Annotated in this window: 20 protein-coding genes and 1 tRNA gene; 11 read left to right on the top strand and 10 right to left on the bottom strand. The window is 58.2% G+C overall.

The window, feature by feature from the left end; translation table 11 throughout:
• Positions 1-13: 13 nt before the first annotated feature.
• The 8 genes from pth to RVM24_RS00505 all read left to right on the top strand — a co-directional run bounded on the left by pth (position 14) and on the right by RVM24_RS00505 (position 9,570).
• Entirely contained in the window at positions 14-604 is a 591-nt protein-coding gene (pth, locus tag RVM24_RS00540; RefSeq protein ID WP_374815604.1) for an aminoacyl-tRNA hydrolase, read from the top strand.
• A gap of 83 nt (positions 605-687) precedes the next feature.
• Entirely contained in the window at positions 688-1,779 is a 1,092-nt protein-coding gene (gene ychF / locus RVM24_RS00535) for a redox-regulated ATPase YchF (RefSeq protein WP_061333290.1), read from the top strand.
• Between the two features lie 90 nt (positions 1,780-1,869).
• Positions 1,870-1,946, top strand: a tRNA-Met gene (locus RVM24_RS00530).
• 100 nt (positions 1,947-2,046) lie between these two features.
• Entirely contained in the window at positions 2,047-3,258 is a 1,212-nt protein-coding gene (locus RVM24_RS00525; RefSeq protein ID WP_431474774.1) for a serine hydrolase domain-containing protein, read from the top strand.
• 101 nt (positions 3,259-3,359) lie between these two features.
• Positions 3,360-4,637: an O-acetylhomoserine aminocarboxypropyltransferase/cysteine synthase family protein gene (locus RVM24_RS00520; protein WP_106693433.1), complete on the top strand. Its 1,278-nt coding sequence runs from the start codon at positions 3,360-3,362 to the stop codon at positions 4,635-4,637.
• Between the two features lie 132 nt (positions 4,638-4,769).
• Positions 4,770-5,816 (top strand): lipoyl synthase, encoded by a 1,047-nt coding sequence (gene lipA / locus RVM24_RS00515; RefSeq protein WP_286922259.1) that lies wholly within the window; start codon positions 4,770-4,772, stop codon positions 5,814-5,816.
• A gap of 7 nt (positions 5,817-5,823) precedes the next feature.
• On the top strand, positions 5,824-7,044 hold the full coding sequence (locus RVM24_RS00510; RefSeq protein WP_431474773.1) for a methyl-accepting chemotaxis protein: 1,221 nt from the start codon (positions 5,824-5,826) through the stop codon (positions 7,042-7,044).
• Between the two features lie 48 nt (positions 7,045-7,092).
• Positions 7,093-9,570, top strand: a complete 2,478-nt coding sequence (locus RVM24_RS00505; RefSeq protein ID WP_431474772.1) for an efflux RND transporter permease subunit — start codon at positions 7,093-7,095, stop codon at positions 9,568-9,570.
• A gap of 50 nt (positions 9,571-9,620) precedes the next feature.
• Here RVM24_RS00505 and RVM24_RS00500 read toward each other — a convergent pair whose 3' ends face one another.
• The gene (locus tag RVM24_RS00500; protein ID WP_106693646.1) at positions 9,621-10,064 is read right to left on the bottom strand and encodes a Spy/CpxP family protein refolding chaperone; all 444 of its coding nucleotides are present in this window, start codon (positions 10,062-10,064) and stop codon (positions 9,621-9,623) included.
• 239 nt (positions 10,065-10,303) lie between these two features.
• Here RVM24_RS00500 and ylqF point away from each other — a divergent pair, with 239 nt between their 5' ends.
• A complete protein-coding gene (ylqF, locus tag RVM24_RS00495) occupies positions 10,304-11,227 on the top strand; it encodes a ribosome biogenesis GTPase YlqF (RefSeq protein ID WP_431474771.1) in 924 nt (307 codons plus the stop codon).
• Between the two features lie 275 nt (positions 11,228-11,502).
• Positions 11,503-12,255, top strand: coding sequence for a fumarate/nitrate reduction transcriptional regulator Fnr (gene fnr, locus RVM24_RS00490; protein WP_061333312.1), 753 nt, complete (start codon positions 11,503-11,505; stop codon positions 12,253-12,255).
• 27 nt (positions 12,256-12,282) lie between these two features.
• On the opposite strand, the gene RVM24_RS00485 is transcribed toward fnr, so the two are convergent.
• Positions 12,283-13,164, bottom strand: coding sequence for an SDR family oxidoreductase (locus RVM24_RS00485; RefSeq protein WP_286254055.1), 882 nt, complete (start codon positions 13,162-13,164; stop codon positions 12,283-12,285).
• A 155-nt stretch (positions 13,165-13,319) separates the two neighbouring features.
• On the opposite strand from RVM24_RS00485, the gene RVM24_RS00480 reads away from it, so the two are divergent.
• Positions 13,320-13,676 carry a hypothetical protein gene (locus RVM24_RS00480; RefSeq protein WP_058092233.1) on the top strand — a complete coding sequence of 119 codons (357 nt, stop codon included), beginning with the start codon at positions 13,320-13,322 and terminating at the stop codon, positions 13,674-13,676.
• Between the two features lie 30 nt (positions 13,677-13,706).
• On the opposite strand, the gene alr is transcribed toward RVM24_RS00480, so the two are convergent.
• The 8 genes from alr to rnr all read right to left on the bottom strand — a co-directional run bounded on the left by alr (position 13,707) and on the right by rnr (position 21,827).
• Positions 13,707-14,780, bottom strand: coding sequence for an alanine racemase (alr, locus tag RVM24_RS00475; RefSeq protein WP_286922263.1), 1,074 nt, complete (start codon positions 14,778-14,780; stop codon positions 13,707-13,709).
• On the bottom strand, positions 14,780-16,186 hold the full coding sequence (gene dnaB / locus RVM24_RS00470; RefSeq protein WP_058092235.1) for a replicative DNA helicase: 1,407 nt from the start codon (positions 16,184-16,186) through the stop codon (positions 14,780-14,782). Before dnaB ends, alr begins: the two co-directional genes overlap by 1 nt.
• Before the next feature lie 147 nt (positions 16,187-16,333).
• On the bottom strand, positions 16,334-16,780 hold the full coding sequence (gene rplI, locus RVM24_RS00465) for a 50S ribosomal protein L9 (protein WP_431474770.1): 447 nt from the start codon (positions 16,778-16,780) through the stop codon (positions 16,334-16,336).
• Positions 16,781-16,800: 20 nt separating this feature from the next.
• Positions 16,801-17,667, bottom strand: coding sequence for a hypothetical protein (locus RVM24_RS00460; protein WP_058092237.1), 867 nt, complete (start codon positions 17,665-17,667; stop codon positions 16,801-16,803).
• 25 nt (positions 17,668-17,692) lie between these two features.
• Positions 17,693-17,923 (bottom strand): 30S ribosomal protein S18, encoded by a 231-nt coding sequence (rpsR, locus tag RVM24_RS00455; RefSeq protein ID WP_008937282.1) that lies wholly within the window; start codon positions 17,921-17,923, stop codon positions 17,693-17,695.
• Between the two features lie 24 nt (positions 17,924-17,947).
• Complete coding sequence (gene rpsF / locus RVM24_RS00450) at positions 17,948-18,361, bottom strand: 30S ribosomal protein S6 (protein ID WP_061333280.1); 414 nt, start codon at positions 18,359-18,361, stop codon at positions 17,948-17,950.
• Between the two features lie 243 nt (positions 18,362-18,604).
• Positions 18,605-19,342, bottom strand: a complete 738-nt coding sequence (gene rlmB, locus RVM24_RS00445) for a 23S rRNA (guanosine(2251)-2'-O)-methyltransferase RlmB (protein WP_431474769.1) — start codon at positions 19,340-19,342, stop codon at positions 18,605-18,607.
• Positions 19,343-19,367: 25 nt separating this feature from the next.
• Positions 19,368-21,827, bottom strand: coding sequence for a ribonuclease R (gene rnr / locus RVM24_RS00440; RefSeq protein ID WP_431474768.1), 2,460 nt, complete (start codon positions 21,825-21,827; stop codon positions 19,368-19,370).
• Positions 21,828-22,014: the final 187 nt, after the last annotated feature.

The following is a 22,014-nucleotide window of genomic DNA, read 5'->3' as shown; positions in this document are numbered from 1 at the left end:
GGGGCAAAGGCGAATGGCACAGGATATTGTCATGGTGGTTGGCCTGGGAAATCCCGGCGCCGACTACGAGAATACCCGCCACAACGCCGGCGCTCTGTTCGTCGAAGCGCTGGCCCGCCATGCGGGCCAGACGCTACGCCCCGAACGGAAGTACCACGGGCTTTACGCCCGCATTCAGTGGCAGGGTCTCGACCTGCACCTCCTGAACCCCAGCACGTTCATGAACCGCAGCGGCATTGCCATCAAGGCCCTCGCGGACTTCTTCAAGATCTCTCCTGAACAGATTCTGGTTGCCCACGACGAGCTCGACCTGCCTCCCGGCACGGCCAAACTCAAGAAAGGCGGCGGTCACGGTGGTCATAATGGCCTGCGGGACACCATTGCCCACCTCGGCACCAACGACTTCCAGCGACTACGCCTCGGCATCGGCCATCCCGGCGACAGCCGTAAGGTCACCGGTTTTGTACTGGGCCGACTCGGCAAACTGGAAACCGAGCAGCTGAGCGCCGTGTTCGACGAAGTCATGCGGGTTTTGCCAGACGCCGCCAACGGCAAACTGGCTGCCGCCATGAACCGGTTACACAGTTTCAAACCGACCCCCTGAGCAAGGCACATCCCCTTACTCGCACCCGTACCGATACCCCGGTATAATCCGCCCAAATTTTTCAGTTCCAGCAGAGGCATTCCATGGGATTTAACTGCGGCATCGTCGGCCTTCCCAACGTCGGCAAATCTACCCTGTTCAACGCACTGACCAAAGCCGGCATCGGCGCAGAGAACTTCCCGTTCTGCACCATCGAACCCAACGCCGGCGTGGTGGCCATGCCCGACCCACGCCTGACCAAACTGGCCGAAATCGTAAAGCCCGAGCGAGTCGTGCCCACCACCATGGAATTTGTCGACATCGCCGGCCTGGTCGCCGGCGCCTCCAAAGGCGAAGGCCTGGGCAACCAGTTCCTGGCCAACATCCGCCAGACCGACGCCATTGCCCATGTAGTGCGCTGCTTCGAAGACGGCAACGTCATCCACGTGGCCAACAAAGTTGACCCGGCATCTGACATTGAAGTGATCAACACCGAGCTGGCGCTGGCCGACCTGGACACCGTCGAGAAAGCTATCAAGCGCGTGCAGCGGGTAGCCAAGAGCGGCGACAAAGAGGCCAAGGCCCAGCTGGAAATGTTCGAGAAGCTGCTGCCGGTGCTGAATGAAGGCAAACCGGTGCGCAGCATGGGCCTGGACAAAGACCAGATGGCCCTGGTACGCGAGCTGTGCCTGCTCACCGTCAAGCCCACCATGTACATCGCCAACGTGAATGAAGACGGCTTCGAGAACAACCCACACCTGGACAAGGTTCGCGAAATTGCCGCCTCCGAGAACGCGGTGGTAGTACCCATCTGCAACAAGATGGAAGCCGAAATCTCTGAACTAGAAGACGAAGAAAAGGCCATGTTCCTCGATGAAATGGGCATGGAAGAGCCCGGCCTGGACCGCGTGATCCGCGCCGGTTACGGCCTGCTGGGCCTGCAAACCTACTTCACCGCAGGCGTAAAGGAAGTGCGCGCCTGGACGGTTAAAATCGGCGCTACCGCCCCCCAGGCTGCCGGCGTTATTCACACCGACTTCGAACGCGGCTTCATCCGCGCCGAAGTCATCAGCTACGACGATTTCGTGCAGTACAACGGCGAAGCCGGCGCCAAGGATGCCGGCAAATGGCGCCTGGAAGGCAAGGAATACATCGTTAAGGATGGCGACGTAATTCACTTCCGGTTTAACGTGTAATTTTTCCGGATTTTTGGCCCCAAAGCCTTGACACCTTGGACCCAAATACCGAAAATACGCGCCTCGTTTGGGGCACGCCTCGATCGAAATGGCAAGGTAGCTCAGTTGGTTAGAGCACAGCACTCATAATGCTGGGGTCGGCGGTTCGACTCCGCCCCTTGCTACCAGTATTCTTAAAGGCCCGGTTCGAAAGATCCGGGCTTTTTTCGTTCTGGCCCAACCCCGTTGAGAGCCCGATTGCGTGTTTTACAGCACAGGATAGCAGCCATGCCGGAATCCCTCGTGTCAGGACTGTCGCTGGATCGCCTCGAGCGCATCAGCCGGCACTTTGAACAGAACTACATCCAGCCCGGCAAGCTACCCGGTTTTACAGCACTGGTTGCGCGACACGGCAAGATTGTCTGGCGTGAGGCCAGAGGGCTCAGAGATATAGAGCGAAACCTGCCCTTGGAAAGGGATACAGTGTTCCGCATCTATTCCATGACCAAGCCCATCACCAGCATCGCCATGATGCAGCTTTACGAACAGGGCAAGTTCCTTATGAACGACCCAGTACACAAGTACATTCCGGCCTGGCGCAACCTGCGGGTTTACAAGGGTGGCCGCTACCCGGATTTCAAAACCGAGCCGGCAGCTACCACCATGACCATCCGGGACTTGATGACCCACACCTCAGGGCTGACCTACGGTTTCACCGAGCGAACCGAAGTGGATGCCGCCTACCGCCAACTGAAGCTGGATGGCAGCTCCATCCTGACTCTGGACAAGCTGGTGGATCGGCTGGCCGACCTGCCACTGGAGTTTTCCCCCGGGACCGCCTGGAACTACTCGGTGTCTACAGATGTGATCGGCTACCTGGTCCAGCTGCTCTCCGGCCAACCGCTGGATGACTATTTCCAGGAGCATATATTCAAACCACTGGGTATGACCGAGACGGGCTTCCAGGTGCGCCCAGACCAGCAAGACAGGTTTGCCGCCTGCTACCTGCATCAACCCGGCGATACCATGAAACTGCAGGATGACCCGCAGCGCTCGAAATATCTCAAGCAGCCCCGCTTCCTTTCTGGCGGTGGCGGGTTGGTCTCCACCATTGATGACTATTACCGGTTTGCCCAGGCCTTGTGCCAGGGTGGCGAGTATCAGGGCCAGCGGATTATCGGGCGAAAGACCCTTGAGTTCATGCGCCTGAACCAATTGCCCGGGGGCAAGGATCTGCCGGCGCTCTCCATTGGTGGCTTCAGCGAAACGCCCTACGCGGGCAGCGGCTTCGGACTGGGCTTTTCGGTCAAAACCGATGTCGCCAAATCCGCCACTATCGGCTCAGAAGGCGAGTTCGGCTGGGGTGGGCTGGCCAGCACCAGTTTCTTTGTCGATCCGGTGGAGGACATGGTGGTGATTTTCATGACTCAGCTAATGCCCTCTTCCTCTTATGCGATACGTCAGGAACTCAGAGCTCTGGTATACGGAGCCCTGGACTGATCTATGGCGATTGACAGGCATCATCCTCTTCTGGAAACCTCTGTGCCATACTTCAGGACCTCAAACCAATAACGAACAAACCACCAGCAAGGAATGTTGTGATGAAAGCGGAAACCCTCGCACTGCACGCCGGCTTCAAGAGCGACCCGACCACCAAGGCCGCCACCACACCCATTTACCAGACCACATCCTACACCTTCGACGACACCCAGCACGGTGCCGATCTGTTTGATCTGAAGGTTCAGGGCAACATCTATACCCGCATCATGAACCCGACCAACGCGGTTCTGGAAGAGCGCATGGCGGCGCTGGAAGGCGGTATCGGGGCCCTGGCCGTGGCCTCCGGCATGGCTGCGATCACCTATGCCCTGCAGACCATCTGTAAAGTGGGCAATAACATCGTCAGCACCAGCCAACTCTATGGCGGCACCTACAACCTGTTCGCCCACTCCCTGCCCAACCAGGGTATCGAGTGCAAGATGGTGCCCCACGATGATTTTGCGGCGGTGGAAAACGCCATCGACGACCAGACCCGCGCCCTGTTCTGTGAGTCTATCGGCAACCCGGCCGGCAACGTGGTGGATATCCAGAAGTGGGCGGAGATTGCACACAAGCACGGCATTCCGCTGATTGTCGATAACACCGTCGCCACCCCGTTCCTGTGCCGACCGTTTGAGCATGGCGCCGATATCGTCATTCACTCCCTGACCAAGTACATCGGCGGCCACGGCACCACTGTAGCGGGTATTGTGGTGGATTCCGGCAAGTTTGACTGGAAAGCCAGTGCCGACAAGTTCCCGATGATGAACCAGCCAGACCCGTCCTACCATGGTGTGGTTTACACCGAAGCCCTGGGCGAAGCCGCTTTTATCGGCCGCTGCCGCGTGGTGCCACTGCGTAACACCGGGTCTGCCCTGTCGCCATTCAACGCTTTCCTGATCATGCAGGGCCTGGAAACCCTGGCCCTGCGCATGGAGCGCCATTGCGACAACGCCCAGAAGGTTGCCCAGTTCCTGCAGGATCACCCCGCCGTGGAGTGGGTGAACTACGCCGGCCTGGCCAACAGCCCCTACAAGGCCACCTGTGACAAGATCTGCGGCGGCAAGGCCTCCGGCATTTTGAGCTTTGGCATCAAGGGCGGCCGCGAGGCCGGCGCCAGGTTTATCGATGCGCTGGACATGATCCTGCGCCTGGTAAACATTGGCGACGCCAAATCCCTGGCTTGCCACCCGGCCACCACCACCCACCGCCAGCTCAACGCAGACGAGCTGAAGAGTGCCGGTGTCAGTGAAGACCTGGTGCGCCTGTCTATCGGCATTGAACACGTAGACGACATCATTGCCGACATCACCCAGGCCCTGGACAAATCCCAGGCTTGATAACCATCAACCGGGTACGACCAAAGTCGTGCCCGGTTACCCCGTGATTGCCCGTATCTGCCTTGTAACTGCTCGCCCCGCCGATTAACCTTTAAAGTTCTCCATACCTTTTCTGCGAGAGTCTCCGGCCCAATGAGCGAAAGCGCAAAGCCCCGTATTACCAGTGGTTCCAAATTCCGTAACGAACACGGCTTTTCCGCCATCAAGGACGGCGTGAAACGAACGGCCGCCAGCACGGAAGACAAGCCCCTGGAGCGCAAGCCAAAATGGCTGAGAGCGCGTATGCCCGGTGGCGAACGTTACGATGCCGTGCGCCGGAATGTATCGGAACACCGCCTGAGCACCGTATGCCAGGAATCCCACTGCCCCAACATCGGCGAATGCTGGACCAACGGTACCGCCACCATCATGGTGATGGGCTCGGTGTGCACCCGGGCCTGTAAGTTTTGCGCGGTCGACACCGGCAACCCCAAAGGCTGGCTGGACCCGGAGGAGCCTGAGAACACCGCCAAGTCTGTGGAGCTGATGGGCCTGCGCTACATCGTTCTGACCTCGGTAGACCGGGACGATCTGGACGACGGTGGTGCAGCGCACTACGCCGCCTGCGTCTCTGCCATCAAACATCGCACCCCGGAAGTGGCCGTTGAAGCCCTGACCCCGGATTTTGACGCGGTGATGAGCGACGTGGAAAAAGTGGTGGATTCCGGCCTGGACGTGTTCGCCCAGAACGTCGAAACCGTCAAACGCCTGACTCACCGCGTGCGCGACCCCCGGGCCGGTTACGAGAAAACCCTGAGCGTGCTGGCCCACGCCAAGAAGCACCGACCAGACGTACTTACCAAGACCAGCCTGATGCTCGGCCTGGGTGAAACCGAAGAAGAAATCCTGGCAACCATGGATGACCTGCGGGCCATTGGCGTCGACATTCTTACCCTTGGCCAGTACCTTCGCCCCACTCCCAACCATCTGCCGGTGGAACGCTACGTGACCCCGGAAGAGTTCAACCGTTACCGCGACATCGGCCTGGAGAAGGGCTTCATGGAAGTGCCATCAGGCCCCATGGTGCGCTCCAGCTATCGGGCTGACCGGGTGTTCGACAAGAACAACCTGGGGCTGGCCGTGCCCGACGTCCCGCAGGCGAGCAACGCCATGCAGATTCCCGTTAAAGCCATCGACTGAGGCGCCCATGCTGACACTGCTGCGCAATGCCCGGCTGAAGTACAAGTTCTGGTTGCTGAATATTGTAGTGTTTGCTGTGCTCTGCCTGCTGGTGCTTTACGCCATGCAGCTGATCGCTGACCAGTCTGGTGCGACCTTCTCACAGGTGTTTGCCGACACCGCACCGGGGTTTGCCCTGGTGGTTGCCGTGCTTATGGCACTTGAGATGGCCGGCTCCCAATTGCTGATTTCCTTTATAGAGCGGCACATACACCGCCTCAAAGACACCATGGTGTCGGTTCAGGCCAGCGGCAATCTCAGTGAGCGGGCGCCGGTGGATTCCACCGATGAGATCGGCGAGATGGCTACCGCTTTCAATGCCATGCAGGATCGTACCGTCGAGGTTGTTCGCAGCATGAAGGAGGCTATCGAACGGCTGAACCGGGAGGTTCAGGAACTGACGCTCGCGGCCGAATCCCGGCGAGATGATCTGGCCCGCCAACAAGCTGGCGCTGATCGCTCTGCCGAAGTGATCGAAACCATGCTGCAGAGTTTCGTCGGCATTGCCGAGCAGTCTGGCATTGCCAAAACCCTGTCCCACGAAGCCCGCGACACCGCCCTTGCCGGCCAGGAACGCGTGGGCAGGAGCGCCGATAGCATTCGCCAGCTGGAACAGGTTATCCGCAACTCCGCCAGCAGCGTCGAATCCCTGGCCGAGAACAGCCAGGCCATTGGCCAGACCATCACCGAAATCAAGGGTATTGCCGAGCAGACCAACCTGCTGGCACTGAATGCTGCCATTGAAGCCGCCCGGGCCGGAGAGCAGGGCCGGGGCTTTGCCGTGGTCGCGGATGAAGTTCGCAAACTGGCCCAACGGGTGCAGGACTCCACCGACCAGATCCAGACCAGACTGGACAAGTTGCTGGCGGCCATGAATACCTCGGTACAGCAGATGACCGGCAGCTCAGAGAGCGCTGCCCGCTGCGTGGAGGAGTCGGAACTGGGGCGCCAGGCACTGGAAGCCATCAATGAAGTGGTTACCCGCATTGACCGGACCAACCAGGAAATCGCGGATATGTCCGCCGAACAGACAGCCGGTACCGATGACGTGCTGGCCAATGTCCAGGGTATCCGGGACACCACCCAGAGCATGGTCACCCAGCTTTCCGACAGCGCCGAGATGACCCGTCGACTGAAACACCTGATCGAATCGCTCGAAGACGCGGCATCAAAGGTCAAAGTTCACTGAGGTTTGTGGCACACTCTGCAGTCGTTTTTCGCTGCAGAGTCCTGATACATGAACCGCATCGGTGCCTTTTACGATCGCTTTATCCTTCCCCACCCCTGGATTGTCCTGGTCCTGTTCGGAGCCATCCTGGCCCTGGCAGCCTTGCGCTTTGACCAGTTCCGGCTCGACGCCTCCGCCGAATCGCTGGTGCTTGAGAATGATCGCTCACTGGAAGAGTACCGGCAGGTAAACCGCACCTTCACTACCTCGGACGACTTCCTGGTGGTGACCTACACGCCCCACGAGCCGCTCTTCACCCCGGAAGGCCTGGGCCACCTCAAAGCCCTGCGGGACGAACTGCAGGCGCTGGAAGCCGTCAGCTCGACCAACAGCATCCTGAACGCACCGCTGCTACACAGCCCTGACCTGACGCTGGATACCGTCGACACCGAGATCAAGACCCTGGACGAACACGAGGTTGCCCCGGACACCGCGCGCCAGGCGCTGCTGGACAACCCCATGTACCCGAACCTGTTGCTCAGCGAAGATGCCGGCACCACGGCCATTCAGGTTAACCTGCCCACACCCGAGCGCTATTTCGAGTTGCTGAACCAGCGTGACAACCTGCGGGACAGGGTGAACTCCGGCAACGCCAGCGCCGATGACCAACGGCAACTGGAACAGGTCAGCCAGGAATTCATTCGTTACACCGAATCCCTGGGCAAGGAGAGGGATGCCACCATCAAGAAGGTCCGGGTGATCCTCGATAACCACCGGGAGCACGCCAGCATTCACCTGGGTGGCGTACCGATGATTGTGGCCGATATGATTCGCTTCATTCAGAACGACCTGTCTACCTTTGGCCTGGGTGTACTGGCGTTCCTGCTGCTGACTCTGGCGATTATCTTCCGGCAGTGGCGCTGGGTTCTGGTGCCCCTGTTGTGCTGTGGCTTTACCGTGTGGCTGATGATTGGCTTCCTTGGCTGGGCGCAATGGCCCGTTACCGTCATCTCATCCAACTTTATCTCCCTGCTGCTGATCATGACCCTGTCGCTCACCATTCACCTGATTGTGCGCTACCGGGAGTTCCAGCACGACGAGCCAGATGCTGCGCCCCGGGATGTCCTGCGCCGCACCGTCATGGCCATGATCAAACCCTGCTTCTATATGGCCATCACCACCATTGTCGCCTTCGGCTCCCTGACCTTCAGCGGCATTCGACCAGTGATTGATTTCGGCTGGATGATGACCCTGGGGCTATCCGTAGCCTTCATCATCACCTTCCTGGTGTTCCCTGCCCTGCTCAGCCTGCTGCCGCCCCCTTTGGACAGCCGGGTAACCTCGGACAGGATTCCGTTCACCGATGCCTTTGCCCGATTCACCGAGCGGTTCGGTGGCACCGTGCTTGTGGGTTCCGGGGTGATTGCCGCACTATGCGTGGTTGGCCTGAACCGGCTGACGGTTGAGAACAGCTTTATTGATTACTTCAAATCCTCCACCGAAATCCACCAGGGCATGATCACCATAGACGACCGGCTTGGCGGCACCACGCCGCTGGATGTGGTGATCACCGATGAGCCGCCACCTGAGAACTACAGCGACGACCCCTTCGCCAGCGATTGCGACCCGTTTGTGGAAGACTGTGACGAAGAAGACTACCGGGACACCTGGTATACCTACCAGAAAATGCGCCAGCTTGGTGACGTGCACGATTACCTGAACAGCCTGCCAGAGACCGGCAAAGTGCTGTCGATCAGCACCACCCTGGACCTGCTCGCTCAGATCAACGGCGGTACGCCGCTCAACGCCGTTGAGTTGGCGTTTGTGCCCGCCGCGGTACCCGACGATTTACAGGACATCCTTCTGACACCCTATATATCGGAAGAGCAGAGCCAGGCCAGGTTCAGCATCCGGATTCTGGAAACCATGCCGGATTTGCGCCGGCAGGACCTCCTGGACCGCATACACAACCACCTGACAACGGAACTTGGCTACGCCCCGGAACGAGTCCAGCTCTCGGGTATGACCGTCATGTACAACAACATGCTGCAAAGCCTGTTCGACTCCCAGATCAAAACCATCGGGGTGGTTTTCGCAGCCATTATGGTGATGTTTTTGATCCTGTTCCGGTCACTCAAACTGGCGCTGATCGGCATGGCCCCGAACCTGATAGCGGCTGGCTCGGTGCTTGGGTTGATGGGCTGGCTGGGGATTCCTCTGGATATGATGACCATCACCGTGGCTGCCATTACCGTGGGCATTGCGGTGGATGACACCATCCATTACATCCACCGGTTCAAGACCGAGTTAGCCAAAGACGGTGATTACCTGGCCACCATGCACCGATGTCACCGCAGCATCGGCCAGGCCATGTTCTTCACCTCGTTGACCATCATCTCCGGGTTCTCGATTCTGGTGCTGTCCAACTTCATCCCCACCATCTACTTCGGCCTGTTCACCGGCTTTGCCATGTTCATGGCCCTGGTCGGCGCCCTGACCCTGCTGCCAAGGCTGATCATCCTGTTCAAGCCTTTCCCTGCCCCATAATAAAAAACCCCGCCGGAGCATCGCTCGGGCGGGGTCTGATTCAGCCGGTTTTACTGGCCAGGCTGCATCATCTGCTGTTGCTGCTGCATCTGCTGCTGCATTTCACGCATGCGACGATCCAGCTCATCACGCTGTTCTTCAGTGAATACCGCATCTACGCGGGCCTGCATCAGTGCAGACAGCGCAGCGATCTCGCCCGTTACATCACCCAGCTTCTCGGCATTATCCCGAATGGCAGATTCGCTGTAGTCCGCCTTGATTTCAGCCTGCAGTGCCTGCTGCAGTGACTGGGCATTCTGACGCAGCGCACCAATTTCGCCCTGCATTTCGTCGATGATGCCGCGAATTTCAGTTTGCTGGTCATCAGACAAACCCACCATCTCGGCCAACTGGTCTACCTGGTCAGGCTGGCCAGGGGCGGCTTGCTGGGCAAAGGCAGGCATTGACAGGCTGATGGCCACCAAAGCAGAACCAATAATTTTTGCAATCTTCATAAATGTCTCCAAATGGCCGGTGGCCACGCTCTAACCACCGGATTTCGTTGCTTTCACTGTTCAAGGCTGTACACACTAAAACATTCCGGCCCCACTTTTCACCCCGATCACCCTTCTTTTTGTACACACTTCCGAAAAAAACTCCGTCGGCTCCCGGCACACGGGGGTCGCAGCGACTATGAAAATTTGGTCATTCCCCTGCATAATGGCGCCTTTAAACAGCGAGCGGAGCACACACCATGGCGATTAACTGGTTTCCCGGGCACATGCACAAGGCCCGAAAGGAGATCAAAAAAGTCATGCCTCAGATGGATCTGATCATCGAGGTAGTCGACGCGCGCATTCCTTTCAGCAGTGAGAACCCGCTGGTGCCCTCGCTTCGTGGTGACACCCCGCTGATCAAAATCCTGAACAAGCGTGATCTGGCTGATCCGGCGATCACCGATCAATGGCTTCAGTGGCTGGAGCAGGAACGGGGCGTTCGTGCCATCACCCTGACCCATAACGAACGTAAGGAAGCGTTGGGTATCCTCAAGCTGGCCGAGGAACTTACCCCCGGCCATGATCGGCAGAAAAGCGCGCTTCGGGTGATGATCCTGGGCATTCCGAACGTTGGCAAGTCCACCCTGATCAACACCCTTGCCGGCCGGCCCGCCGCCAAGACCGGCAACGAGCCGGCGGTTACCCGGGCCCAGCAAGCCATCAAATTGCCAGACAACATACTGCTCTATGACACGCCCGGCTTCCTATGGCCCAAACTGTCCCCGGAACAGTGCGGTTACCGGCTGGCCATTTCCGGCGCCATTCGCAGCGCTGTGCTGGACTTCGAAGATGTGGCGATGTTTGAAGCGGACTACCTGGTCAAGTCCTACCCGGAACTGGTGATGGCCCGCTACGGTCTGGAACAGAAGCCGGCCGATGGCCTGGCCCTGATGGATGCCATTGCCGCGAAACGAAAGTTCTTCCGCCGGGGCGGTGTGCCGGACCTCCACAAAGTGTCCGAGATCCTGCTCAATGAATTCAGGGCCGGAACCATCGGCCGGATTTCCCTGGAAACACCTGAGATGGTAGAGAGAGAACTTCAGCAGGCCCGGGCCGATGAAGAGGCCAGGAACGCCGAGAAGCAGGCCCGAACCGAGCAACGCAAAAAAAGGTCGTCCTGAAGGAATACCCACCGATTGACCACCGGACCGGTTAGACTAAAGCCTTCTTAAAATCCACGCATAAGACTAGACTCTTTTGCTATACTTGATTTTGATCAATGTGTGAGAATCCAGATGTTTCAGCATTGTCACCCATGGCGGTCCGCTAAACTTTGAGCGTATCCGGATTGGCCATGGTCTTGCTTCCTGAGCAGGGGCAATCCTTGCCAACCAGGAATGAGGACGGCTGCGCATGACCGCAGCCTGATATGGATCAACCCGGATGGTTCGTCAATATGGCCCAGGCAATTCGACTTCACCAAGTGTCTCCCCTCAAGGCCTCCTGCCAGCAGTGCAGCCTGAGCAACCTGTGTCTTCCCCTGGCGGTGGAAGAAAACGATCTGGAGCGATTGGAAGACATTGTCCAGCAGGGACGGATTTTCAATCGCGGCGAGCACATCTTTGATCAGAGCACGCCGTTCCGCTCGTGCTTTGCGGTCAAGAGCGGTTCCATCAAAACATCCATCATTACCGAAGGTGGCGACGAGCAAGTGACGGGCTTCTTCATGCCCGGCGAATTGGTGGGCCTCGACAGCATGAGCAGCGAACACTATGCCTGCACCGCGAAAGCCCTGGAGCGGACCAGTGTATGTGAGTTCCCGGTAGACAAACTGGAAGAACTCACCGGCAAGTTGCCGGAACTGCAGCACCACATGTACCACCTGATGAGCCAGGAAATCCAGAACAGCCATCAACTGGCCATGCTGCTGAGCAAGAATACCGCCGAAGAGCGCATCGCTGCCCTTTTGCTGTCTCTATCCAGCCGGTTCCGCCGTCGCAGAATGTCGCCCACCAACTTCAGCTTGCCCATGGCGAGAAACGATATCGCCAATTTCCTGGGGCTGGCCGTGGAAACCGTGAGCCGGGTGTTCACCCGCTTCCAGAATCAGGGCATCATCCGGGCCAGGGGCCGGGAAGTAGAACTTCTTGATGTTGAAGCCCTGCAGATGGTCACCCGGGATTTCGCTCGCCAGGGCTGCCAGCAGTAAGCCCGGGGACCAACAGCGCCGGTAGCTTCAGGAACTCGCCGGCGCCTTGTCTGCTTCTGCCTCCGGCGAGGTTTTCAGCATCGCCACCTCCTCTGACAACCAGGTTCGCCACGGCAACTGTTTAATGCCGAAGGTGTTGCGAATCTTGCTGCACACCATCGTGGTGTTCACCGGCTCCAGGTGCCCCCACCCTGGCACTTCATCCACTATCCTTATGTCTTCGGGAATACCGGGCATCCCGGCAATCGCAAGCCCCAGCTCATAGAGGTTGATTTCTTCAGCCCCGGCGTACTGATAGGTGCCCCATACCTCAGCGCCACAATCTACCTGCAGAACCACCGCGGTAATCACCCGTGCCAGATCCTGCACGGCCACCGGCTGGCCTTTGCAACGCCCGGGCAAATGCAGCCCTTCATTACCAGCGGTGCTTTTCTGAACCTTCTCGATAAACCGGGCGAGGCTCCAGCCGGTTCTGAGCAGAATATGCCTGGGCAATACGGTGCGAAGCGCCTGTTCACACTCCCACTGCCAGCGGCCCAGTTCATTGACTGGTTGCCCGGGATTGGAGGCAATGTAAGCCGCCTGCTTGCGGCCATCAAAGACATAGCAAGACGACAGCTGTAAAAGGGCCATGTTCCGGTCACGGGCAAACTCCGCCAGCGCCAGGGGTAGGGAAAACGCCGCCTGGTGCGTTGCCTCGCGATTATCCTCGGCCTTTTCGGGGTCTACCAGCCACAGGGCATTCACAATCAGGTCAGTGTCTTCAGGAATCCAGTTTTCCAGAGCGTGCAAGTCGGCATTGGCCGGGTCGCTGACCAGCAAAGGGCTGACCTGAAGATGGGTTCTTCGCAGCCGCTCCAGCAACACCCTGCCAAGAGGGCCATAGTCGTGAACCACAAGTACATGCACGTTGAATCACTGCCTCCGGAATATCACTGATATGACGGGCGCTGGCAATCACTCAGGCCAATGGCCCGGGCAATCCATTTGCTGCACTATCATGCAACTTCAAGCGCCGGTGTAAAACCATTCTCACTGACGAGCATACAACAACAGGAACCTCTATGCTGAAACAACAAAGCCATATCGTGGCCCCCATCCCGGACGAACTGCGCACCCGGGCCCTGTATACCGTAAGCGAGCTCAAGGGGCGCGGTAAAGCCGATAAGGAAGCCATCGAAAAGCTGTACAACCTGATTGTCGAGCTGACTGAACAGGGCCTGGATTTCTTCTTCCTGGAGCCCCTGCGGCGCCTGAATGCCAGCAGCATGATGATGGGCATGGCCAAAATGGGCATCAGCAGCATGCTTAAAGGCAGCAAGATGGTTGTTCACAAGGTGCTGAAAAAGCTCGATGACCGGAGCCTGGCGGCGATTCTCGATTTTATCGAAGAAATCATTCACGAACCTGAAGCCCACTGAACTCGCCCAAGAGCCCTGAGGGCCTGCCTTTTACTCGCAGACCCTGGGCACCCTTGCGGTAACGCCGGTCAGCAGCTCGTAGCCTATGGTACCGGCACAGCTTGCGACTTCGTCGACGCTGACCGTCGTACCCCACAGCTCCACCGGATCGCCTTCACGGGCCTCTGGTGCACCTGTCAGGTCGACTGCCAGCATATCCATGGATACCCGGCCCAACAGGCGAACGCGCTTGCCACGAATGGCTGCCGGCGTTCCGGTACCGGCATGGCGAGGATAACCATCACCATACCCGATGGCCACCATACCCATTCGGGTATCCTCCTGAGCCACCCAACTTGCACCGTAACCCACGGATTCTCCGGCGCGAACAACCCGCGTGCTGATCAATGGCGCCTCAAGAGTCATCACTGGCTGCAGTCCCAAATCCGGGCCGGTCTTGCCGATCATGGGCGAGGCCCCGTACAGCATGATACCGGGCCGACTCCAATCATAGAGCGGCTGGCCCGGCCGAAAATGGGCCGCAGAATTGCCGACACTGCGCATTAACGCTGGCCAGGCAGCCGTGGCGTTCTCAAACAAACGGGTTTGATGATCGGTCATACCGCTGGTGAGGTCATCAGCACAGGCGAAATGGGTAACAAACCCCAGCAATGGCCCCGTCGTCGCTGACGGCCCCAAGGCGGCAACCACGGAATCCAGTTCTTCCGGGCGAAACCCCAAACGGTTCATGCCAGAGTTCACTTTCAGCCAGAATCGGGGGTTTGGGCCCGCGGCCAGCCAGTCAAGTTGCCCGTGGCAATGCATCACGGGCTCAAAACCATGCTGTACGCAATCACGCAAGTCGTCAGGGGTATGCACGCCCTGCAGCAACACGACGGGCTGCCCGAGGCCGACGCTCCGGATTGCCAGCGCTTCCTCAATACAGGCTACGGCAAATTTTTCGACCTCGCCGGCCAGGGCCCGGGCAACGTTAACAATTCCGTGGCCATAACCATCCGCCTTGACCACTGCCATGGCACGCGCGCCACCGGCCCTGGCCTGAGCCAACCGATAATTATGCCTTAGAGCATCCAGGTCAACGCGGGCAACGGTACTGCGTGGCATTAATAATCACCACCGTAATCGCTGTAATCGCCGTGGGCCAGATCTTCAAACTTGGTGTATTTACCGATGAACGCCAGGCGAATGGTGCCGATAGGACCATTCCGCTGCTTACCAATAATAATTTCCGCGATGCCCTTATCCTGGGTGTCTTCGTTGTAGACCTCATCCCGGTATACGAACATGATAACGTCGGCATCCTGCTCGATCGCACCGGATTCCCGCAGATCCGAGTTCACCGGCCGCTTGTTGGGCCGCTGCTCCAGGCTACGGTTAAGCTGTGACAGCGCCACCACCGGGCAGCTCAGCTCCTTGGCGATACCCTTCAGGGATCGCGATATTTCCGAAATCTCTGCCGTCCTGCCCTCGGTATTGCCAGGCACCCGCATCAACTGCAGGTAGTCGACCATGATCAGGCCGATTTTGCCGCCATTTTCCCTGGCAATCCGCCGTGCCCGTGACCGCATCTCCGTCGGGCTCAGGCCCGGCGTATCGTCAATATAGAGGGGTTTGTCCTTGAGCAGGCTCACCGCAGAGGTCAGCCGAGGCCAGTCATCTTCCTCCAGCTTACCGCTCCGGACTTTGGTCTGGTCTATCCGCCCCAGGGAAGACAGCATACGCATGGCCAGAGCGTCTGCCGGCATTTCCATACTGAACACCAGTATCGGCGTGCCGGTACTGATCAGAGCGTTCTCGACAATGTTCATGGCGAAGGTGGTCTTACCCATGGAGGGCCGGCCTGCAACGATAATCAGGTCCGCTGGCTGCATACCGGAGGTCTGGTCATCCAGATCCCGGAAGCCCGTAGTCAAACCCGTGGTCTGTTCACCGGATTCAAACAGCTCTTCAATACGGCTCAGCGTTGTCGCCAGAATGGGATTGATTGCCTTGGGGCCAGAGCCTTCCTTCGACCGGGATTCGGCGATCTGGAATACGCTGCGCTCGGCCTCGTCCAGAATCTCGCTACTCTTTCGCCCCTGGGGATTGAACGCAGAGTCGGAAATCTGGCCAGAGACCTCCACCAGTTTTCGAAGCACCGAACGCTCACGGACAATCTCGGCATAGGCACGGATGTTCGCCGCACCCGGCGTTTTCTCTGCCAGCTCGGCCAGATACGACAAGCCACCGGCATCTTCAATGTCACCGGCACGCTCCAGAAACTCGGCCAGGGTAACCACATCCAGGGGTTCACTTTCACTGGCGAGGCGCTCCACGGCACCAAAAATCAACCGGTGGTCCTGGCGGTAAAAGTCAGCAGCAGAAATGATCTCGGAGACTTCATCAAAACGCCGGTTATCCAGCATCAAACCACCGAGCACCGCCTGCTCCGCTTCAACAGAATGGGGCGGAACCTTGATACGGCTGGTTTCCGGATCAATGGATGCAGGTTTCAAAGTGGGATTGGCCATAAACACCAGACAACGTTGAATTGAATAACAGGAAACAAGAATACCAGAAAGCAACGGGCCCGAAACCGTTTCCGGCTCGGGCCCGTCTCAGAATGCTCAAGCCGTTGGCTTCAACACTCCATGCTTACATCAATCAACGATGACCGATTACTCGGCAACAACCGCCAGCTTGATGGTTACTTCTACGTCTGAGTGCAGCTGCAGTTCGATCTCGAACTCGCCAGTGGTCCGGATAGGACCTTCCGGCAGACGAACTTCGCTCTTCTCGACTTCCGTGCCACCGGCAGAAACCACGTCTGCGATATCACGAACACCGATAGAACCAAACAGCTTGCCTTCGTCACCAGCCTTGGAGGTAATGGTGAAGGATGCACCTTCCAGAGCTTCGGCACGGGCCTGGGCAGCAGCCAGCTTCTCAGCAGCCGCTTTTTCCAGCTCAGCGCGACGCTCTTCGAACGCCTGTATGTTTGCGGCCGTGGCAGGAACAGCTTTGCCGTACGGCAGCAGGAAATTACGACCGTAACCGGCCTTAACCTTTACCTTGTCACCCAGGGAGCCAAGGTTTGCTACTTTCTCGAGCAGAATAACTTCCATCTCGTTAACCTCTTCGTGCTTTATTCAGCTGGCCCGGCGGGTTGTATACGCCCCCGGATATCCAGCCAGCTATCCACAAAAGCCAGAACCAATAACAGCAACATCAGACTCGGACCCAGCAATACCAGCGCCAGATAAAACATGGCCAGCCAGTTACCGCTCAACTGCTTACGACCAACAACACCGTGAACCAACCCCAGCGCAGCGATGAACAGCGGCGTACCCGCTGCCCAGGCCAACAGCATGGAATTGAGCCCCAACACCGGGCCAATCACCATGGTGAGTGCACAAACCACCGCAATGGCCGGCGACAACCTCAGGGCATGGAATTCCTTGCGGAATCCGCCGGGGTTATAGAGCCCCGCCTGCCAAGCCCTCGCCAGCATGGTCATACCAACCGCTGTCGCGAAGTAAGTGCCCGCCATACTGGCGTTCATGGTGTCCCGGATGATCAGCTCAAGATCGCTGCCCAATGACCGGGCCACTTCGGCGTTGTACTGCTCGTAAAAGCTGACACCGGTCTGAACCAGATCGTTCAGCAGTGCCGGATACATGACGGGCAACATCAACCCGCTCAGTATCGCCAGAAAAGCACCCGACAACAGTGCTTTCTCCCAGGCCAGGGTTGTCCGCAGGATGGATGCCATCAGCATCACCTGCAGCAGTACCACCAGTGACGTTGGATCCTGGCCGTAAACGGCCCAGCCCAACGCCGGCATTAATGCCCAGAGGCCGATATTCAACCCCTGCCGGATGCCCAGTCTGAGAATGACCAGGCCAATAACCGCTGCGCCAATCCAGAACAACAGGGGCACTGCAGTGGTAACTGCTGCAACCCCGCCAGCCTGCAGGGGACCGCGCATTACATATTGTGCCAGTGCACGCATGGTCCCGGGTCCTGTCTATCTGTGCTTAGTGGTCGTGGCTGTCCGTATACGGCAGCAGTGCCAGGTAGCGGGCACGCTTGATAGCGGTAGCCAGCTGACGCTGATAACGTGCTTTGGTGCCGGTGATACGGCTGGGCACGATTTTGCCGGTTTCAGTGATGTAGCCTTTCAGGGTGTCCAGATCTTTGTAATCGATCTCTTTCACACCTTCTGCCGTGAAGCGGCAGAACTTACGACGTCTGAAAAAACGAGCCATAACGTAACTCCTAACTCCGGTTGATTACTCTTCTTCGTCCTGGGATGCGCTCTGACGATCTTCAGAGTCAGCTGAACGACGCGGACGATCGTCTCCGCCGGAACGACGGTCCTCACGGGACTCGGCAGCTTTCATCGGAGACATGTCGGTAACAGCCTCATCGCGACGCAGAATCAGGTCACGGATGATGGCATCGTTGAACCGGAAGTTATGAGTCAGCTCGTCCATAGCGGCTTGTGAACACTCAGCGTTCATCAGCACGTAGTGAGCCTTGTGAATCTTGTTGATCGGGTAAGCCAGATGACGACGGCCCCAATCTTCCAGGCGATGTACCTTGCCGCCATCTTCAGTGATGACGCTGGTATAACGCTCGATCATTGCGGGCACCTGCTCGCTCTGATCCGGATGTACCATAAAAACGATTTCGTAGTGACGCATGAGTTCTCCCTACGGTTTAAACAGCTTTCTTCTGCGGCGGGCGCGGTTAAGCCCCGTTCCCGAGCACGAAAGCAAGGAGGTGACAGCAAAGCTGCCGGCTTCTTTTTGCTTTTATCAACAAGGCCTTAAATATAAAGACCCGATCAAAAGCCAGGTTCTGCCTGCCTGCATTCAGGCAATACAAAACCACCCCTTGGAAAAGGGGTCACGTATTCTAGGCGTATGGGCGGTGTTGTGCAAGACTTAACCGAGCCGCTGGCGCAGGGCTTCATACAGGCAAACTCCGGTCGCCACCGACACGTTCAGGCTATCGACATGCCCCAGCATGGGAATGTTGATCAACTGGTCGCAGTGTTCCCGGGTTAAACGGCGCATACCCTTACCCTCGGCGCCCATCACCAGGGCCACCGGCCCCTTGAAGTCTGCCTGATACAGGTTTGCACTCGCCTCTCCGGCCGTACCAATCAGCCAAACGCCGAGTTCCTTGAGCTCGCGCAGGAAGCGAGCCAGGTTGGTCACCCGAACAAACGGCACGGTCTCCGCCGCACCACAGGCAACCTTTCGGGCCACCGGGGTCAGCGAAGCGGATTTGTCCTTGGGCACAATCACCGCCTGCACTCCCACGGCATCTGCCGTACGCATACAGGCACCGAGGTTGTGCGGGTCGGTCACCCCGTCCAGCACCAGCAGGAATGGTGGTTTGCCACTGGCGGCCAGCTGGGCCAGCAAGTCCGCTTCGGTCCACTCACGGCTTTCCGCCACGGCGGCAACAATACCCTGGTGAACACCGGCGACCCGCTCATCCAGCTCACGACGATGCACCACTTTCCAACGCACACCCAGGCCATCCAGGGTGTCGGTAACCGATTTAACCCGCTTGTCCTGCCGCCCGGTCTGAATCCAGACTTGCTGCAGGCGCTCCGGTTCCCGCTTGAGAACGGCATCGACGGCATGCCAGCCAAATACATATTCCTGTGACACTGACGCTTATTTCCTGTGCAACGGTTTACTTTCGGGGCTTGCGGGCTTTACCGCCGGCAGAGGGCTTGCCCCTGCCCCCTTTTCGGGACGCCGCCCTGGCCGCCTCGGCTGCCAGCTTCTCCTTGGCACTCTCAGGCTTGGCAGATTTACCGCGCTTTCCACCCTTTCCGCCCTTACCGGCACGATCACCTTTACCGCGGGTCTCGCGCTTGGACATGTCCAGGGCGTCACGATCTGCCGTCCGCTTTCTGGGCGTGCTGACCAGTTCCAGATCGATCTTGCGATCTTCCAGGCCTACCCGAACAACCCTGACGCGAACCTCATCCCCTAACCGGAAGCTCACCCCGGTGCGCTCACCGATCAGGCGGTGCTTGGCGGAATCGTGGTGAAAGTAATCGCCACTGAGAGTGGACACGTGCACCAGTCCCTCAATATAGATATCCGACAGTTCGACGAAGAAACCGAAGGGTGTGACGGCCGCAATCACACCATCGTGCTCCTCGCCCACGTGATCCCGCAGGAACTCGCACTTGAGCCAGGCCATCACGTCACGGGTGGCATCGTCGGCACGGCGCTCAGTCATCGAACAATGCTCACCCAGCTGCTCCATACGAGCATAGTCGTAGGGATACACCGCCAGCTCAGGATCGTGGATTTTCGGCGACACCACGTCTTTCTGAACGTCCGGATTGTGAATCCGGGACTTGATGGCCCGATGAACGATCAGGTCCGGATACCGGCGAATGGGCGAGGTAAAGTGGGTATAGCTGGGAAAGCCCAGACCAAAATGGCCGGCTTCTTCCGGACTGTATACCGCCTGGCTGAGGGAGCGCAGCATCACCATCTGGATCACATTGGCATCCGGACGGTCGGCAACCTGGGCCAACAGCTGCTGGTAATCCCCGGAGGTTGGCTTGTCACCGCCCCCTAACTGCAAACCGAGCTCACCCAGGAACAAGCGCAGGTTATTCAGACGTTCCTCAGAGGGCCCATCGTGCACCCGATAAAGCGCCGGCACCTGATGCTTTTTCAACAGCCGGGCCGTGGCCACGTTGGCGCAGAGCATGCACTCCTCTACGATCTTGTGGGCATCGTTGCGGTGCACCGGCACGATTTCCTCAATCTTGCGCTCGGCATCAAAAACGATTTTGGTCTCGGTGGTCTCGAAATCAATCGCCCCACGCTCAGTCCGGGCACGGCGTAGCAGCTTATAAAGCTCATAGAGGTTATGCAGATGCGGCAGCAAATCGGCGTAATGGGCCGACAGCTTGTAGCCCTGCTCCGAGTCCGGGTGCTCCAGCATGGCACTGACCTTGTTATAGGTCAGCCGGGCATGGCTGCGCATAACCGCCTGGTAGAAGGTGTAGCCACTGATATTACCGGCTGCGCTGATGGTCATATCCGCCACCATACACAATCGATCAACACCCGGGTTTAGCGAACACAATCCATTGGAGAGCTTCTCCGGCAACATGGGCACCACGTGGTCCGGGAAGTACACCGAGTTACCCCGACGAATCGCCTCCTCATCCAGCGGCGAACCAGGGCGTACATAGTGCGACACATCCGCAATGGCCACGACCAACCGGTAACCGCCACGGGGCCGGGGCTCACAGTAGATGGCGTCATCAAAATCACGGGCGGTTTCATCATCAATGGTGACCAGCCGCATGTTACGGATATCCACCCGGTTGGCCTTGTCTTTCTCGGCAACCTCTTCTGGAATCCCCGCTGCCTGCTCACCCACGGCACTTGGCCAGCTATGGGGAATCTCATAGGAGCGGATGGCCACATCGATTTCCATGCCAGGAGCCATGTGCTCCCCCAGCACCTCGATAATCCGACCTGTCGGCTGGGTGCGTACGGTGGGCTGGCGCAGAATTTCCACTACCACGTACTGGCCGTGCACAGCCTTACCGGCGTGCTCATCCGGTACCAGAATCTCGTGATTGATGCGGGCATTCTCGGGCACCACAAATGCAATGCCACTTTCCTTGAAGAAGCGACCAACCGTCTGACTGGTGCGATGCTCCAGAACTTCGACAATTACCCCTTCACGGCGACCACGATCATCCACGCGGTCCACCCGGGCAGCCACCCGGTCACCATGAAACACCTGGCGCATCTGGCGCGCGGTGAGGAAAAGATCGGAGCCGCCGTCATCGGGAATCAGGAACCCGAAGCCATCTTTGTGCCCAGTCACCTTACCCGTGACCAGGTCCGCCTCTTCAATGGGCAGGAACGCATCCCGGCGGTTACAGATCAACTGGCCATCACGGCACATGGCAATCAGCCGTCGCCGCAACGCCTCGATACCTTCCTCGGACGTTTGCCCCAGTTCCTGACACAACGTTTCATGAGTGGCCGGCGCACCGCGCTCTTTCAGGTGCTTGAGAATAAACTCCCGGCTCTGGATGGGGTTTTCATACTTCTGGGCCTCACGTTCAGCGTGAGGATCCCGTCCTTCTTTCTTCCTGGAAACCATTCGGATCCTTGTTATCAGGCCGCAAACACTGCGGCGGAATTCATTATCCCAGCAGTATAACGTCGGTAGGCGGTACCTGCCTAACCGCGGGCTGATTTATAGGCATAAATACGGCAAAAAGATTTTTGAAAAAATATTTGACAGCGTTCGGGGGAATTATTAAAGTACGCGCCATCGGTTGAGGGGC

The organism is Marinobacter sp. KM021 (assembly GCF_050707965.1).
Lineage (GTDB): Bacteria > Pseudomonadota > Gammaproteobacteria > Pseudomonadales > Oleiphilaceae > Marinobacter > Marinobacter shengliensis.
This window is presented reverse-complemented; position numbering and strand designations above follow the sequence as displayed.

What these genes read in the sequence shown, in the direction of transcription:
- pth (WP_374815604.1), top strand. Translation starts at nt 14, where the DNA reads ATGGCACAGGATATTGTCATGGTGGTTGGCCTGGGAAATCCCGGCGCC.
- ychF (WP_061333290.1), top strand. Translation starts at nt 688, where the DNA reads ATGGGATTTAACTGCGGCATCGTCGGCCTTCCCAACGTCGGCAAATCT.
- RVM24_RS00525 (WP_431474774.1), top strand. Translation starts at nt 2,047, where the DNA reads ATGCCGGAATCCCTCGTGTCAGGACTGTCGCTGGATCGCCTCGAGCGC.
- RVM24_RS00520 (WP_106693433.1), top strand. Translation starts at nt 3,360, where the DNA reads ATGAAAGCGGAAACCCTCGCACTGCACGCCGGCTTCAAGAGCGACCCG.
- lipA (WP_286922259.1), top strand. Translation starts at nt 4,770, where the DNA reads ATGAGCGAAAGCGCAAAGCCCCGTATTACCAGTGGTTCCAAATTCCGT.
- RVM24_RS00510 (WP_431474773.1), top strand. Translation starts at nt 5,824, where the DNA reads ATGCTGACACTGCTGCGCAATGCCCGGCTGAAGTACAAGTTCTGGTTG.
- RVM24_RS00505 (WP_431474772.1), top strand. Translation starts at nt 7,093, where the DNA reads ATGAACCGCATCGGTGCCTTTTACGATCGCTTTATCCTTCCCCACCCC.
- RVM24_RS00500 (WP_106693646.1), bottom strand. Translation starts at nt 10,064, where the DNA reads ATGAAGATTGCAAAAATTATTGGTTCTGCTTTGGTGGCCATCAGCCTG.
- ylqF (WP_431474771.1), top strand. Translation starts at nt 10,304, where the DNA reads ATGGCGATTAACTGGTTTCCCGGGCACATGCACAAGGCCCGAAAGGAG.
- fnr (WP_061333312.1), top strand. Translation starts at nt 11,503, where the DNA reads ATGGCCCAGGCAATTCGACTTCACCAAGTGTCTCCCCTCAAGGCCTCC.
- RVM24_RS00480 (WP_058092233.1), top strand. Translation starts at nt 13,320, where the DNA reads ATGCTGAAACAACAAAGCCATATCGTGGCCCCCATCCCGGACGAACTG.
- alr (WP_286922263.1), bottom strand. Translation starts at nt 14,780, where the DNA reads ATGCCACGCAGTACCGTTGCCCGCGTTGACCTGGATGCTCTAAGGCAT.
- dnaB (WP_058092235.1), bottom strand. Translation starts at nt 16,186, where the DNA reads ATGGCCAATCCCACTTTGAAACCTGCATCCATTGATCCGGAAACCAGC.
- rplI (WP_431474770.1), bottom strand. Translation starts at nt 16,780, where the DNA reads ATGGAAGTTATTCTGCTCGAGAAAGTAGCAAACCTTGGCTCCCTGGGT.
- RVM24_RS00460 (WP_058092237.1), bottom strand. Translation starts at nt 17,667, where the DNA reads ATGCGTGCACTGGCACAATATGTAATGCGCGGTCCCCTGCAGGCTGGC.
- rpsR (WP_008937282.1), bottom strand. Translation starts at nt 17,923, where the DNA reads ATGGCTCGTTTTTTCAGACGTCGTAAGTTCTGCCGCTTCACGGCAGAA.
- rpsF (WP_061333280.1), bottom strand. Translation starts at nt 18,361, where the DNA reads ATGCGTCACTACGAAATCGTTTTTATGGTACATCCGGATCAGAGCGAG.
- rnr (WP_431474768.1), bottom strand. Translation starts at nt 21,827, where the DNA reads ATGGTTTCCAGGAAGAAAGAAGGACGGGATCCTCACGCTGAACGTGAG.